This window comes from Scytonema hankhaensis NUACC26 (genome assembly GCF_045865695.1).
Classification (GTDB): domain Bacteria; phylum Cyanobacteriota; class Cyanobacteriia; order Cyanobacteriales; family Nostocaceae; genus Scytonema.
Window position 1 is genome coordinate 98,011 of sequence record NZ_BAACAP010000233.1, and the last position, 12,158, is coordinate 110,168.

Annotated in this window: 18 protein-coding genes and 3 pseudogenes; 12 read left to right on the top strand and 9 right to left on the bottom strand. The window is 40.6% G+C overall.

Annotated features, from left to right (window positions below):
- Positions 1 to 46: 46 nt before the first annotated feature.
- Positions 47 to 496: an ATP-binding protein gene (locus ACKTT2_RS36580; protein WP_407895885.1), complete on the top strand. Its 450-nt coding sequence runs from the start codon at positions 47 to 49 to the stop codon at positions 494 to 496.
- Between the two features lie 104 nt (positions 497 to 600).
- Here ACKTT2_RS36580 and ACKTT2_RS36585 read toward each other — a convergent pair whose 3' ends face one another.
- On the bottom strand, positions 601 to 888 hold the full coding sequence (locus tag ACKTT2_RS36585; protein WP_407895905.1) for a DUF6439 family protein: 288 nt from the start codon (positions 886 to 888) through the stop codon (positions 601 to 603).
- Positions 889 to 1,027: 139 nt separating this feature from the next.
- Between ACKTT2_RS36585 and ACKTT2_RS36590 the strand changes: the two genes are divergently transcribed.
- Positions 1,028 to 1,381, top strand: coding sequence for a sll0565 family protein (locus tag ACKTT2_RS36590; protein WP_407895886.1), 354 nt, complete (start codon positions 1,028 to 1,030; stop codon positions 1,379 to 1,381).
- Between the two features lie 14 nt (positions 1,382 to 1,395).
- The gene (gene asnS / locus ACKTT2_RS36595; protein WP_407895887.1) at positions 1,396 to 2,787 is read left to right on the top strand and encodes an asparagine--tRNA ligase; all 1,392 of its coding nucleotides are present in this window, start codon (positions 1,396 to 1,398) and stop codon (positions 2,785 to 2,787) included.
- Between the two features lie 103 nt (positions 2,788 to 2,890).
- On the opposite strand, the pseudogene ACKTT2_RS36600 reads toward asnS, so the two are convergent.
- From ACKTT2_RS36600 to ACKTT2_RS36615, 4 genes and pseudogenes are all read right to left on the bottom strand, one after another.
- Positions 2,891 to 3,010, bottom strand: a pseudogene (locus tag ACKTT2_RS36600) (type II toxin-antitoxin system VapC family toxin); the annotation flags it as partial.
- A 61-nt stretch (positions 3,011 to 3,071) separates the two neighbouring features.
- Positions 3,072 to 3,305 (bottom strand): hypothetical protein, encoded by a 234-nt coding sequence (locus ACKTT2_RS36605; protein WP_407895888.1) that lies wholly within the window; start codon positions 3,303 to 3,305, stop codon positions 3,072 to 3,074.
- A gap of 321 nt (positions 3,306 to 3,626) precedes the next feature.
- Positions 3,627 to 4,106, bottom strand: a complete 480-nt coding sequence (locus ACKTT2_RS36610; protein ID WP_407895889.1) for a GNAT family N-acetyltransferase — start codon at positions 4,104 to 4,106, stop codon at positions 3,627 to 3,629.
- 101 nt (positions 4,107 to 4,207) lie between these two features.
- A complete protein-coding gene (locus ACKTT2_RS36615) occupies positions 4,208 to 5,536 on the bottom strand; it encodes a Na+/H+ antiporter NhaC family protein (RefSeq protein ID WP_407895890.1) in 1,329 nt (442 codons plus the stop codon).
- A 216-nt stretch (positions 5,537 to 5,752) separates the two neighbouring features.
- Here ACKTT2_RS36615 and ACKTT2_RS36620 point away from each other — a divergent pair, with 216 nt between their 5' ends.
- From ACKTT2_RS36620 to ACKTT2_RS36630, 3 genes and pseudogenes are all read left to right on the top strand, one after another.
- Positions 5,753 to 6,658 carry a LysR family transcriptional regulator gene (locus ACKTT2_RS36620; RefSeq protein WP_407895891.1) on the top strand — a complete coding sequence of 302 codons (906 nt, stop codon included), beginning with the start codon at positions 5,753 to 5,755 and terminating at the stop codon, positions 6,656 to 6,658.
- Positions 6,659 to 7,434: 776 nt separating this feature from the next.
- Complete coding sequence (locus ACKTT2_RS36625; protein ID WP_407895892.1) at positions 7,435 to 7,611, top strand: hypothetical protein; 177 nt, start codon at positions 7,435 to 7,437, stop codon at positions 7,609 to 7,611.
- A gap of 52 nt (positions 7,612 to 7,663) precedes the next feature.
- Positions 7,664 to 8,269: pseudogene (locus tag ACKTT2_RS36630) on the top strand (Uma2 family endonuclease).
- Positions 8,270 to 8,301: 32 nt separating this feature from the next.
- Here ACKTT2_RS36630 and ACKTT2_RS36635 read toward each other — a convergent pair.
- Positions 8,302 to 8,550 carry a hypothetical protein gene (locus ACKTT2_RS36635; RefSeq protein ID WP_407895893.1) on the bottom strand — a complete coding sequence of 83 codons (249 nt, stop codon included), beginning with the start codon at positions 8,548 to 8,550 and terminating at the stop codon, positions 8,302 to 8,304.
- 119 nt (positions 8,551 to 8,669) lie between these two features.
- Here ACKTT2_RS36635 and ACKTT2_RS36640 point away from each other — a divergent pair, with 119 nt between their 5' ends.
- Both ACKTT2_RS36640 and ACKTT2_RS36645 read left to right on the top strand, forming a co-directional pair.
- On the top strand, positions 8,670 to 9,008 hold the full coding sequence (locus ACKTT2_RS36640; RefSeq protein WP_407895894.1) for a DUF6972 family protein: 339 nt from the start codon (positions 8,670 to 8,672) through the stop codon (positions 9,006 to 9,008).
- On the top strand, positions 8,956 to 9,225 hold the full coding sequence (locus ACKTT2_RS36645; protein ID WP_407895895.1) for a hypothetical protein: 270 nt from the start codon (positions 8,956 to 8,958) through the stop codon (positions 9,223 to 9,225). Before ACKTT2_RS36640 ends, ACKTT2_RS36645 begins: the two co-directional genes overlap by 53 nt.
- 52 nt (positions 9,226 to 9,277) lie before the next feature.
- Here ACKTT2_RS36645 and ACKTT2_RS36650 read toward each other — a convergent pair whose 3' ends face one another.
- On the bottom strand, positions 9,278 to 9,466 hold the full coding sequence (locus ACKTT2_RS36650) for a hypothetical protein (protein ID WP_407895896.1): 189 nt from the start codon (positions 9,464 to 9,466) through the stop codon (positions 9,278 to 9,280).
- A gap of 20 nt (positions 9,467 to 9,486) precedes the next feature.
- Positions 9,487 to 9,639, bottom strand: a pseudogene (locus tag ACKTT2_RS36655) (Uma2 family endonuclease); the annotation flags it as partial.
- A gap of 112 nt (positions 9,640 to 9,751) precedes the next feature.
- Between ACKTT2_RS36655 and ACKTT2_RS36660 the strand changes: the two are divergent.
- From ACKTT2_RS36660 to ACKTT2_RS36675, 4 genes are all read left to right on the top strand, one after another.
- Positions 9,752 to 10,111, top strand: a complete 360-nt coding sequence (locus tag ACKTT2_RS36660; protein ID WP_407895897.1) for a chemotaxis protein CheW — start codon at positions 9,752 to 9,754, stop codon at positions 10,109 to 10,111.
- A 53-nt stretch (positions 10,112 to 10,164) separates the two neighbouring features.
- Positions 10,165 to 10,275: a hypothetical protein gene (locus ACKTT2_RS36665; RefSeq protein ID WP_407895898.1), complete on the top strand. Its 111-nt coding sequence runs from the start codon at positions 10,165 to 10,167 to the stop codon at positions 10,273 to 10,275.
- Positions 10,276 to 10,573: 298 nt separating this feature from the next.
- Positions 10,574 to 10,936, top strand: coding sequence for a response regulator (locus tag ACKTT2_RS36670; RefSeq protein ID WP_407895899.1), 363 nt, complete (start codon positions 10,574 to 10,576; stop codon positions 10,934 to 10,936).
- 509 nt (positions 10,937 to 11,445) lie between these two features.
- Positions 11,446 to 11,754 carry an NIL domain-containing protein gene (locus ACKTT2_RS36675; protein ID WP_407895900.1) on the top strand — a complete coding sequence of 103 codons (309 nt, stop codon included), beginning with the start codon at positions 11,446 to 11,448 and terminating at the stop codon, positions 11,752 to 11,754.
- Between the two features lie 73 nt (positions 11,755 to 11,827).
- Here the strand turns inward: ACKTT2_RS36675 and ACKTT2_RS36680 are convergent.
- A partial coding sequence (locus tag ACKTT2_RS36680; protein ID WP_407895901.1) for a LuxR C-terminal-related transcriptional regulator occupies positions 11,828 to 12,158 on the bottom strand: 331 nt, incomplete at its 5' end.

The following is a 12,158-nucleotide window of genomic DNA, read 5'->3' on the forward strand; positions in this document are numbered from 1 at the left end:
GCAAACTGATGTCTAGCTAACTCTGAAAGCTACGGGGTTCCTCATTGTGATTAATGTCTCGCTCCGTCCAACAGGACGTAATTGGGGTACAATTAGTTTCGCCTCAACACTATATCTGTGTCCAATATTAGATTTATTATTGGCAGAGATTCCATCAATGTTACAAGCAGAATTGCGCCTTGGGCTTCAGGAAGCTTTAGTGAACGCAGCCAAGCATGGTAACAACCTAGATCCTGGAAAAACAGTTATAGTTAGATTCTCCTTAATTGACAATCAATACTGGTGGATCGTATCAGACCAAGGAGACGGCTTCATGCCTGCTGCTCCTTGTTACGAAGATCCTACAGAATATTTACCACCCGACGAGTCAGAAAATGGTCGAGGATTGTGTATTCTGCGCCAAGTGTTCGATCGAGTGGAGTGGAACAGGAAAGGAACAGAGTTAAGATTATGCAAACAATTAGAACAGAGAGCTAAATTATCTTTAAGACGGTGATTGGGGAACTCGGGGTTTCCTCTGGGGATAAGGGGCAATGAGGACTGGCGATTGGGGAGTGGAAGAGTTCTTTGATTAATTCCCTACTCCCTAGTCCCCAATCTCTAATCCCTAATCCCTCCACCATGAGTCGGACAAGGAGGAGCAGAAATAGACTTATCCAACCAACCGCTTGCTTGTTGAAGTTTTTGCAAAGCTTCTTCTGGATTGTCTTTTAAAAGAAAAACAAGAGCGGCGGCGGCTTGTTCGCTAGCACGAACTTTGCGGTTAGACTTAAGGCGATGCCAATCGTTAGGTGAAATACTCAGCCTCTCCATGAGAGCCTGGGCTAATTCCAATGTACTAAACTGGCTTAGTTCATTAGTTTTGGGAATCTGAGTTGGTTGAGACATGAGATGAGCGATCGAGTAGGTTAATATAGACAAATTTAGCTTAGCTGTCGGCAGCATCGTACTTAACATAGCCTAATGGTGATGCCAACAAATGTTAAGTTACTGCCAAGCCTACTAATCACTAACCACTAACCAACGTATGAAACCGGATCAAAAACCATCTGAACCACCAACGGATGGAGAGAGCCCAGAGCAAGAATTGGAAGAACAACTTTTGGAAGTGGAGCAAGCACTTGCTGCATTTAAAGAACGTTACAATCAAGTGCAAGCAGATCGATCGCATCAACAAGAGTTGCAGCAGCGCCGTGACGAATTGCATCACAGCAAACAGCCCGGTCTGAAAACAGAGTTAAGGCACATTCAACAGCAACTAGAAGAACTAGAACTGAGATTAGAAAGTAAGTTATTCTCTTGGAAAAGTTTAAAAGAACCTTTCTGGTTGGCAGTTCGATTTGGGGGATTGGGCGTTATCATAGGCTGGTTGATAAAGTAAGTTAGCTAAATGATATGGTCTATCAACGGATTGCAGAAGTATTGCGAAATGGTCAACCTGATGAGTCTCTGGTAGTTCAAGGCTGGGTTCGGACAAAACGGGAATTAAAAGGATTTGCTTTTATTGAAGTGAATGACGGTTCATCCTTGGCTAGTTTGCAAGTCGTAATTAATGAAGATTTGCCAGAATACGACAGTATTTTGAAACAGCTAAACACAGGTGCGTCAGTAGAAGTTGCAGGAGTGCTTGTTACTTCTCAAGGAAAAGGGCAACGTGTAGAATTAAAAGCTAATAAGGTAACAGTATACGGAGAAGCCGATCCCGATACATATCCCCTGCAAAAGAAACGTCATTCCTTTGAGTTTCTTAGAACAATCGGACACTTGCGATCGCGAACCAATTCCTTTGGTGCAGTTTTCCGAGTTAGGAATGCATGCGCTACAGCCATTCACCAATTCTTCCAAGAACGCGGGTTTTTGTGGGTACATACACCCATCATCACCGCCAACGATTGTGAAGGTGCAGGCGAACTGTTCAGCGTCACCAGTTTAGATTTAAAAGATGTGCCTCGCCAGGACACCAAAGCTGTAGATTATAGTAAAGACTTTTTCGGTAAACCAACATACCTAACAGTAAGCGGACAGCTACAAGCAGAAGTGATGGCGACAGCGTTTACCAACGTCTATACCTTTGGTCCTACCTTCCGTGCAGAAAACTCCAACACTTCCCGTCACCTCGCAGAATTTTGGATGGTAGAACCAGAGATGGCATTCTGCGATCTTAAAGGAGATATGGACTTAGCAGAAGCATTTCTCAAACACATATTTAAATACGTGATGGAAACTTGTGCTGAAGACATAGAATTTTTTAACCAGCGCATTGATAACACAGTTATAGCAACAGCAGATAACATTATTAATAATGAATTTGAACGTGTAACTTATACAGAAGCCATCAAACTATTAGAGAAAGCTGACGTCAAATTTGAATACCCAGTCAGTTGGGGACTAGATTTACAATCAGAACACGAGCGTTATCTAGCCGAACAGCTGTTCAAAAAGCCCACCATCGTCACAAATTACCCAGTGCAAATCAAAGCTTTCTATATGCGCTTAGACGACGATGAAAAAACCGTAGCCGCAATGGACATTCTTGCACCCAAAATTGGTGAAATCATTGGTGGTTCGCAAAGGGAAGAACGCTTAGAAGTGTTAGAACGTCGTATACTCGCCCAAGGGATGAAGCCAGAGGATTTGTGGTGGTATCTGGATTTGCGCCGCTTCGGTACCGTTCCACACGCCGGATTTGGGCTTGGTTTTGAAAGACTCGTGCAATTTATGACGGGGATGGGCAATATCAGAGATGTTATCCCCTTCCCACGCACACCTGAAAGCGCTGAATTTTAGTCGAGTTCTCCACCTCGTTCCCAGGCTCAGCCTGGGAATGCCTTCATGGAGGCTCCGCCTCCTGCACTTCGAGATGATTTTTTACTTGAAAATCTCATAGACATTAACCCCCTTCCTCCCAATCCTCAATCTGCAACCCATTGACTCTATTAAATTCACGCACATTATGCGTAACTAATATTAAACTATTCGTCAAAGCGATCGCCGCAATTAATCGCGAGTTGTTACTGCAGGCCTGCTATTATTTATTAAGCGAATGCAAACATTTGAGTCAAGAAGATAAGTCAAAATAGCTGCTCCCTTGTCTCATACTCCCCCTGTTCTGGTCTTTGTAGCGGTTCTCCCACCCAACCGCCAATGACTTCTTCAAAAAAACCAGACATCCAGCCTCGTTCTTGTGGTGTAACTCTATGAATTGTTACTGTCACCTCGATTTCTGTATCTGTCATTTCTACTGGAATATCAAGGTGTAATACTCCATCTTTTCCAACACGCGAACGTAATTTTATATTTTGCATTGTTTTAGCTCCGTTTTGTGTACGTATCCCACTTACAGCTTTCTATAAAATCCTAGCGCACCTTCCAAGTGTGTAATCCTATTTGCCTTGATAAACTCATTCATAACTCCGGGTATGGATATCGCTTGCATGAATGGGTTTATTTAGGGAATTCCAAATAAAAAATTTCTTGTGGTACGGGCGTCCCCGCCCGTCCTGTATTAGTGGCGGGCGAGGACGCCCGCACCACAAGATGGAGAATTTATGTCTTGAAAATTCCTTATGTCTAAAGCAGAAAGTTTTCGTTTTCGTATGCTCTACAAGCGATACGGCTGTACTCCGTTAAGCTTCGCTTATCGCATCTCTTTCCAGACGACACAACCTGACTCGTTCAAGAATTTTTGCCCCCATTTTTTCGTAAAACTTGACTGCTGGTGCATTATTGACTCTAACTATCCAATCAATTCTTGCACCACCTATATTTTCATTTATTCGACACAAATGATTTATCAACGCTGTCCCAACACCACAATGACGGTATTCAGCTTTAATATATAGATCGTCCAACCAAATTCCCGGCTTAGCAAGAAAAGTAGAGTATATGCGATGATAGCTTGCTAATCCAATTGCGTTTTCATCAATCTCAGCCAACAAAATAAAAGCAAGAGGATTGTGACAAAATATTGTATCTTCTAGTTTCTGAGGCGTTGCTTCCAAAAAATCGAGACATCCATCAAACTCAGCCTTCAGTAAAATAAGCTCCATAATAGTCGAGATATCATCTTTTGTCGCGAGTCTAATTAAAAGATTTTGTCCGTTCATAAACAATCCTATTTAAGTAGTAAAATATCGAGCGCTAAGAATTAAAATTGCTGTACATCTACGTCGAGGGTGCGTTCATCTGCGGTTAAATATTCATTTTCTTAACTTTTGCAAAGTCTCCTCGACTCAACCAACTTAAACCCAACCCAATTAAAAACCGGAATCAAATACAAATAAACCGCATAAGGAATAAATCCCGAATCAGTCATTAAAATAGTCGCTGGAACTAAACCAGCAATATTCCAAGGAACAAGAGGCGCAAGCACAACAGCAGTATTCTCAATATCGATCGCGAGTTGATAATGGCTCACTTTTCTGTGCTCGTACTTGTCTTTCATAAGTTGATAAGTCATGAGAATAGCAAGTGTTTGAGTACAACCAAAAGCAGCAGATACCAACCCAACAGCAATAGTGCTCAGAAATAAGCCACTTTTAGAAGAAATTCTTCTGAAGACTTTCTCCACAGATGCTAGAGTCTTCGTCCCCACGATAATTCCTACAAGAAATGTGGAAATTACGACAACGACTGAAACTCTCATCATTGATAAAATACCTCCCCCAGTTAAAGCTTCAGCAAGCTGACTTTGTGAATCTAAATGAAATCCAAAAACCACAAATTGCAACATTTGCAGCCAGGAATAATTTTGAACAAAGCATCCTAGAAATAATGCGATCGCAATACTAATCCCCAGCGTCACTTTCACCTCTATTTTCAAGAGACAAAGGAAGAAAACAGCAATTGCAGGACATAAAACTAGCAAGTTAATATCAAAGATTTGAGGGATTTCCGCCAGTAGATTGTGACTGCTAGCTTGAATGGGATTGTCCAGCGAAAGAAAAAAGTAAACTATGGTAGAAGCGATGAATGGAAACCAAGCAGTCGTCATGAGATACGCAAGGTTTTTATATAGATTGGTTTTGGTAAGACTAGCAATCAAATGAGCGCTAGAAGACATGGGGGAACATCTGTCTCCAAAATAGCCGCCTGCAATAATAGCTCCAGCAATTATGTGAGGCTCGATATTTCCTTCTTTTGCCATAATCATCAGTGCGACACCTACAGTACTGACAGTCCCAAAAGAAGTTCCTAGAAGTACGGAAATAATGCAGCTAAGAAGAAAGGCTGAAAGAATAAAGTATTGAGGATTGATGAATTGAGTCCCATAATAAACCAATGCAGGAATTGTTCCAGATACCATCCAAATTGATGTGACAACTCCTATAAGTAATAAAATTGTGATAATGGAAAAAGCTTTTTGACTGCTGACGTAACCCATTTTTAGTAGAATTGCGAAAGGAAAGCCTTGGTAAGTAAAAGTGACCAGCAGTATGACTAAAGATAGACCGAGAGAATAAGCAACAAAGTATCCTTTAGTCACGCTAAACAATAAAATCACAAAGCAAAGCGTGAGAGAAAATAATGAAGACATTGTTTGAATTGATTTACCAATAATAAACAGTTTATTTATGACTGAATTGAAAAACAAACGATCCCCTCGATACCTTCTATCGATAAAATCGATAGATACAGGACTTACGCATAGCCCCCCTTGTTAAGGGGGGTTGGGGGGATCGACAACGCGTGAAATCCCCAAAATACTATTGAGGTTGCGTAAGTCCTAAAATAGAAAGCTTTCTTGACTTTGATGGACAAAATCAACGACTGTAATCTAAAAATCTCTCAGCTACGAGCTTTGGTGGCTGTTGGCGATCGCAACAGCTTTAGCGAAGCGGCTTTGGAGTTGGGTTTATCTCAATCAACGGTGAGTTATGCGATCGCGACTTTAGAAGAAGAATTAGGAGTTGTTCTCGTGCTGCGAGGTCGTCACGGTGCGACGTTAACGCCGATTGGAGAGGAAATTTTTGAGGAAGCACGACAAATTTTGCGTTTGTTGGGGAACGTTCTAGAAAAAGCCGAACGAGAAAAAGGATTGCAAAGCGGACAAGTGCGAGTGGCTTGCGTTCGGAGTATCGCAACCCACGTGCTCCCAAAAGTCATCGCTCGTTTTCGCGAGAAGTATCCCACGTTGGGTGTTGTCATTACCGAATATGACAGGTATGCGGAAGTCGAACAAGCATTACAACAAGGTCAAGCAGAAGTCGGTTTTACTTTGCTTCCAACAGGAAAAGAGTTTGATGCTTGGGAATTATTTCGAGACGAGTTTGTTGTACTGCTGTCACCAGGAGTGCTTGCTTGTGATGTACCGCTCAGTTGGGAACAAGTAGCAGAGTATCCAATGATTGTCAATCTGCGGAGTCCTCAACACAACAAAGTCATCCAAGAGCATTTTTTACAATTTGGTCACACGCTGAAAGTTGACCACAAAGTCAGGGAGGATTCAACAGTTCTCAGCATGGTGAAGCAGGGACTCGGAGCGACTGTCATGGCTCGACTCACAGCCGAACCCATACCAGAAGAGATACAGGTTAGGAGTTTGCCAGTTCCTTTGGAGCGTATTATTGGAGTTATTATTCTGGCTGATGCCATATTACCAAAAGGAGTCTTTGCTTTTTTGGACGTTCTCAAACAAGTATGGGTAACGAAATTGTAAATTTTTTTAATGAACCGCAGAGGCGTAGAGAACACAGAGAGAAGAAAGAGGAAATTTTACAAATGATTTAGGATTGTTCTAGTGCATTGTTATTACTTCTAAGTTCTTTATATAGCAGTTCTATTTAAGTTATTAAAGTATTAACCGCAAAGACGCAAAGAGCGCGAAGTAAAGAGAGAAGAGAGAATTTTACAAATGACTTAGGATTGCTATAGTAGTGAGAGAGTAGCTATTGGTAACTAAGTTAATTATCTTCTATTGAAGATATAAGTAATAGAGTTAAGATTGAGTTGTATCGATATAAAGGAGAGTTTAAAAATGTTAAAGGCTGTAGAGTTTCAAGCAAAAATTCAAAACGGTTTAATTCAGATTCCGATGAGTACAAACAAGACATCAGTGGAGATGATATTAAAGTAATTGTTTTGTTGAAGAACAGATCGTTTCAAAAACATGACATAATTGACGAATTGAGTGAGAATCCCGTGCAAGTGACTGGTCTGCTTAGCCGTAAAGAAATCTACAATCGCTAGTTATGACTGCTGTTCCATTCATCTTGTGTCTAAATCTACTAAAATTATAAAATATCGAAAAAGGAAAAAAGTCCGATCGGTTTTAGCTCTTCAAACAGTCCTAAGCGTGATACTTCTAAGCTAACTTATAGTGTGTTGGTTGAACGTGAGTCTGATGGTAGATTTAGTGCATTGGTCTTAGGATTATCAAACTGTAAAAGCTCTGGCAAAACTGAAAATGAAGCTTTGGAAAACTTACAGTAGCTTTTGCAAAAACGTTTACAAAATTCAAAAATAGTGACTTTAGAAATTGATTCTCCCCAAACTGATAATCCCTGGCTTGAGGTAATTGGAATGTATAATGATAATCTACTTTTTGATGAAGTGTTGGCTGATATAGAAGCAGAACGTCGTAAAGAGTATTTTGGTTATACGCAATACTAAAGACTTTGCAAAAGTTCTGTCTTAAAGCGATCGCATTACTGAGGAGATTTTCATGACGTATATCCCTCCAAAAACTCTCACTAAAGAAGATTTTGTCTCCCAATACCGAGATAATTCCCGCTATGAACTAGCAGATGGAGAACTAATTGACATGGAACCTACTGGTCCTCATGAAACAGTGAGTGGTAAGCTTGCAACCCAAATTGGTATCTATCTTGTTGCGGAAAAACTTCCCTGGTTTATTCCTCGCACTTGTTTAATTTACCCCTTTGCAGATATAGCTACCGCTCGTCGTCCTGATATTATTGTTCTGGATGAAACTGTTCTAGATCGCGAACCACTTTGGGAACGAGAACCTGTAATTACTATGGGGCGATAGATAAAATTGGTGGTTGAAGTTGTTAGTAGCAACTGGGAAACTAATTATGCTCCCAAAGTTGAAGAATACACGCTTTTAGGTATTCCTGAATATTGGATTGTGGATTATCGCGGTCTGGGTGGCGTAGCATTTATTGGTAAGCCCAAACAACCTACCTTTACCGTTTGTCAATTAGTTGAAGATACTTATATTCAACAACAATATAGATTAAATCAATTAATTAACTCACCGCTTTTTCCCGGTCTTGAACTTCGCTTAGATGACATCCTTCCTCGTTGAAGACTGTAGGGTCAACTAAAGAAAGTACGCTGTTACCACTCACCTCGCTCCTCAATAATTGTTTCTGAAAGTGGTTGACCAGCAACATAAATAGACTGAACCATTGCTGCTAAATCAGCATCAGAAATCGGTTCTGCATCAGAGGACATGGGCGGTGTAAGTAAACCAGACTCATAGAGATGCCCAAGCAAAGGCAGGAGTTCAGTCGTGGTTTGTTCAGGTAACACTTGCAGCCAAATAGTTTGGCAATGCCGCAAAAGCTTGGTTAAAATCTGGAGCATTTGAACTTTCATTAAATGAGTAATTAAGGTTTATACGTAGAGCAATATAATTAATTCACTCCGATTGAGTCAATAAAGTTATAGTAGACTAACTAATTACCATCCCAAGCTATGAATTCATGAGCGGAATTAGTCGTCAAATTACCTTAGACTATAGGCACGTTGCCAAACACCTTCAAGATACACCACAAATGCAAAGACTCCTGAACAGAGGAATTGCCGCTCATGTATTTAAAGATGAGTTTATTATGAACCGAGTTACCCAAGCCATAATAGAAAAGGGAGAATTTACTGGAATCATTCGGGAATATGAGCGCTATGGAATGTTCTTTGATGAACCAGTTGGTTATAGAATTAGTCCAGACGGTAGCCGTATTCCGCTTTACTATGGTGAGATAAAAATCAATGCATACGACCAATACCATGTCATCCCCCGCACAAGACCCAGTGAACAATGACTGGGAGTTTGCAGAAGTATGGGTAGATCCTATGCTGTCACCTCCTTATATTCTTCTACTACTAAGTAACATTCACGGGAACTATAGGATTTACGACCCGGCTCAAGGGTATAAAATTGTGTTTTCAAGCAATAGTTATGATGAAGCACAGCTTTGGTTACTAGAAGATGAGTATGAACCAATAAAAGGTCGGCTGTTAGCATCAGAATTAGCTTGACTTGCTCAAATCTTAAAAGAGCGATTGCACTTTTTATAAAAGTAGTACTCGATCAAATGCTGCAAATGAGAGCGCTGGAGGAACAAGATTCATTTGGTTTAATGATATTGTTTAAAACACTTGTTTTTCCAGTTGCTCTGTAACCGAAAGTGACAATTACAGGGCTTTCTGATACATCAGAAGGTAATTCAGTAAGCTCTACCTTCCCGTGCTTATAAACTCCTTTAATTGATTGCAACATCAATTTTTAACCTTAATAACTCTTACAGGGGATGCCACGCAAACCACTCCTTGAATCAGTTCGGCTTTGAATTTTCCTGGGGTTGCTTCATAGCAGCACTCAAATTCAGTACGAGTTAGGCGATCGCCACTCTCTAGGGATAGAATGGGTATAGAACCAGCAGGCTGCTGCAATACCACTCAAACACCCCCGTGTTAATCCCAATTTCAAGTGTTTTCTCTGTTTAACGACCTTGCAGGATTGAGTTAAACTGCATTCACTTAATCCATATTACAAGGTCTATAAATGTTATTTTTATTACTTAATATTGATAATCAACTTTATGCGATCGCAAGTCAGCAGGTTGTAGAAGTCCTCCCCCTGGTGATTCTCAAAACTCTACCCCACACACCCAAATACGTTGCTGGGGTTTTTAATTACCGTGGACGTATTGTACCAGTGCTTGACCTGTGCCAGTTAATGCACGATCGCCCATGCTGTGAGAATTTTAGTACTCGCATCGTATTGATTAAGCACTGTCTGAGCGATCGCAACGAAACTTCAAAATCGGAAATGCCCCATCTAGTGGGTTTAATGGTGGAAAGAGTTGTAGAAACATTGCACATCTCTGAAACCGAGATGGTCGATCTAAACATTGAGGTTTAAAAAAATTAAGAACAGCTGGCTGGCATACTATTGCTCAAGACCGTCGAACTTCAGTGGTTTATGGGATGCCTAAAGCCGCCGCAGAATTAGAAGCAGCAACAGAGATTTTACCAGTGGATGCGATCGCTTCTGTCTGCTGCGAGCGGGTACGTACTACATATTAGACCTTTGAGTAAATGCCTTTTGCTCCTACTAAGAATTAACCACTAACATAAACATATCTATATCTATTTTTCGACAACAGTAGACTTACTGAATTTATTCAAGGAATAATTCCTACAAAATATATAAGCAAACTCTTATAATTTGTATTTTCTTGATTCTATAATTGTCGTTAATAGTTGACAATATTGAGTTATGTTTATGGCTAGGAGATATAACAGGATTTTAAAGTCGAGAAAAATCTTACAAAAAACGAAACAAATAGTCCAAAGAGCGTCTAAATTCAACACTCAGCAAAACTTGCCAACAATCACATCGACTTTCACTCTTCAAAACGATACAGTGACTGTTCTGCTGATTGATGACCAGGCGATCGTTGGCGAAACAGTTCGGCAAATACTGACGCATGAAAAAGATATTTTGTTTCACTACATAAGCGCTCCAACTCAAGCTATTCAGAAAGCTGTAGAAATTACACCAACAGTGATTCTTTTAGATTTGGTAATACCAGGTATAGATGGGCTTATGCTGTTGCGTTGGTTTCGTTTCTACGAAGCAACTCGAGATATTCCCATTGTTATTCTATCTGGCAAAGAAGAACCAGAGTTAAAAGCAGAAGCCTTTGCTCAAGGTGCAAACGATTATTTAATTAAGTTACCATAAGGCTACGGTGTACACACAAGTCTTTTGAAGTGCTCTCTTGCGGTTTCGATCCCCCCTAACCCACGCCAGTCGCTGTGAGTTCGGGAGACCCTGCACCAGAGCGCTGGCTCCCCTTAAAAAGGGGGGAATTGGAATCAAATTCTCCTGTTTTCATGATGTTTCATATCTTTTCGAGAGATCTGTGTACACCGTAGCCTTTTTAAGGGGGGATTAAGGGGGGTAAATTCAATTTGTGTGTACACCGTAGCTTTTTAAGGGGAGCTAGGGGGGAGCATCTGTTGCTAATATTTGAAGAAAAGGTATTACTTTATAAATATTAAATTTTATCAAAAATTATATTGAGATTTATAAAATATACTTGTCCCAACTATAGAAATATAGGGTCTTGAATTGTGCTTAAAAAAGTGATATCTCTGTATTTGATTGGGGGGAAAAGATTTGTGCTAATTCAAACTCCCTTCAAATCATTTTCAAGGGAAATCTACTAATTTCAAGGGAAATCTACTATTATGGCTCTTCTGGTCAGACAGGGTAAATCTACCAATAATTTTCGCGATAACAGACGTACAGAAACTCGCGTTACGGTTTACATTCCCAAAGATATGCACGAACAGCCCGTTATTTCCAAGCTGATCTCTCACAGTGGCGTTACGGTCAATATCGCTACAGCACAACTCCTTGGGGATGTATCGCAAAAAGGCTGTTTTGATTTGGAACTACGAGGAACAGTTTTCCAAATTGCCAGTGCTTTGACCTATCTAGATGAACTAAATCTAGAAATTAAGCATCAACCAATGGTTAATCAAGACGGTTGGTAACACAAAGGGATGCGTGGATTTTAGATTTTGGATTTTTGATTCTTAATCCAAAATCTAAAATCCACGCATCCCTTTACGCCATTTGGTTTTCGATCGCCCACCGTGCAAGTTCGGTGCGATTGTGGAGATTGGTTTTGCCCAACATATTGGACACGTGGCTTTCGACTGTACGCTGACTAACATTTAATTCTTCAGCGATTTCGCGGTTAGCTAAGCCTCGCGCCACAAATTGAACAACTTTTAGTTCGGTTGGGGTCAGTTGTACATCGAAGGGAACTTGGATGCGAGAACCATTTTCCCCTCCTTTTGCTTGGTGTTCTTTCCAGCGAATGGTCTGCTTCAGAGAAGATTCTACCTGTGCTACGAGTTCCTCTGGCTCAAAAGGCTTGACCATGTACACATCA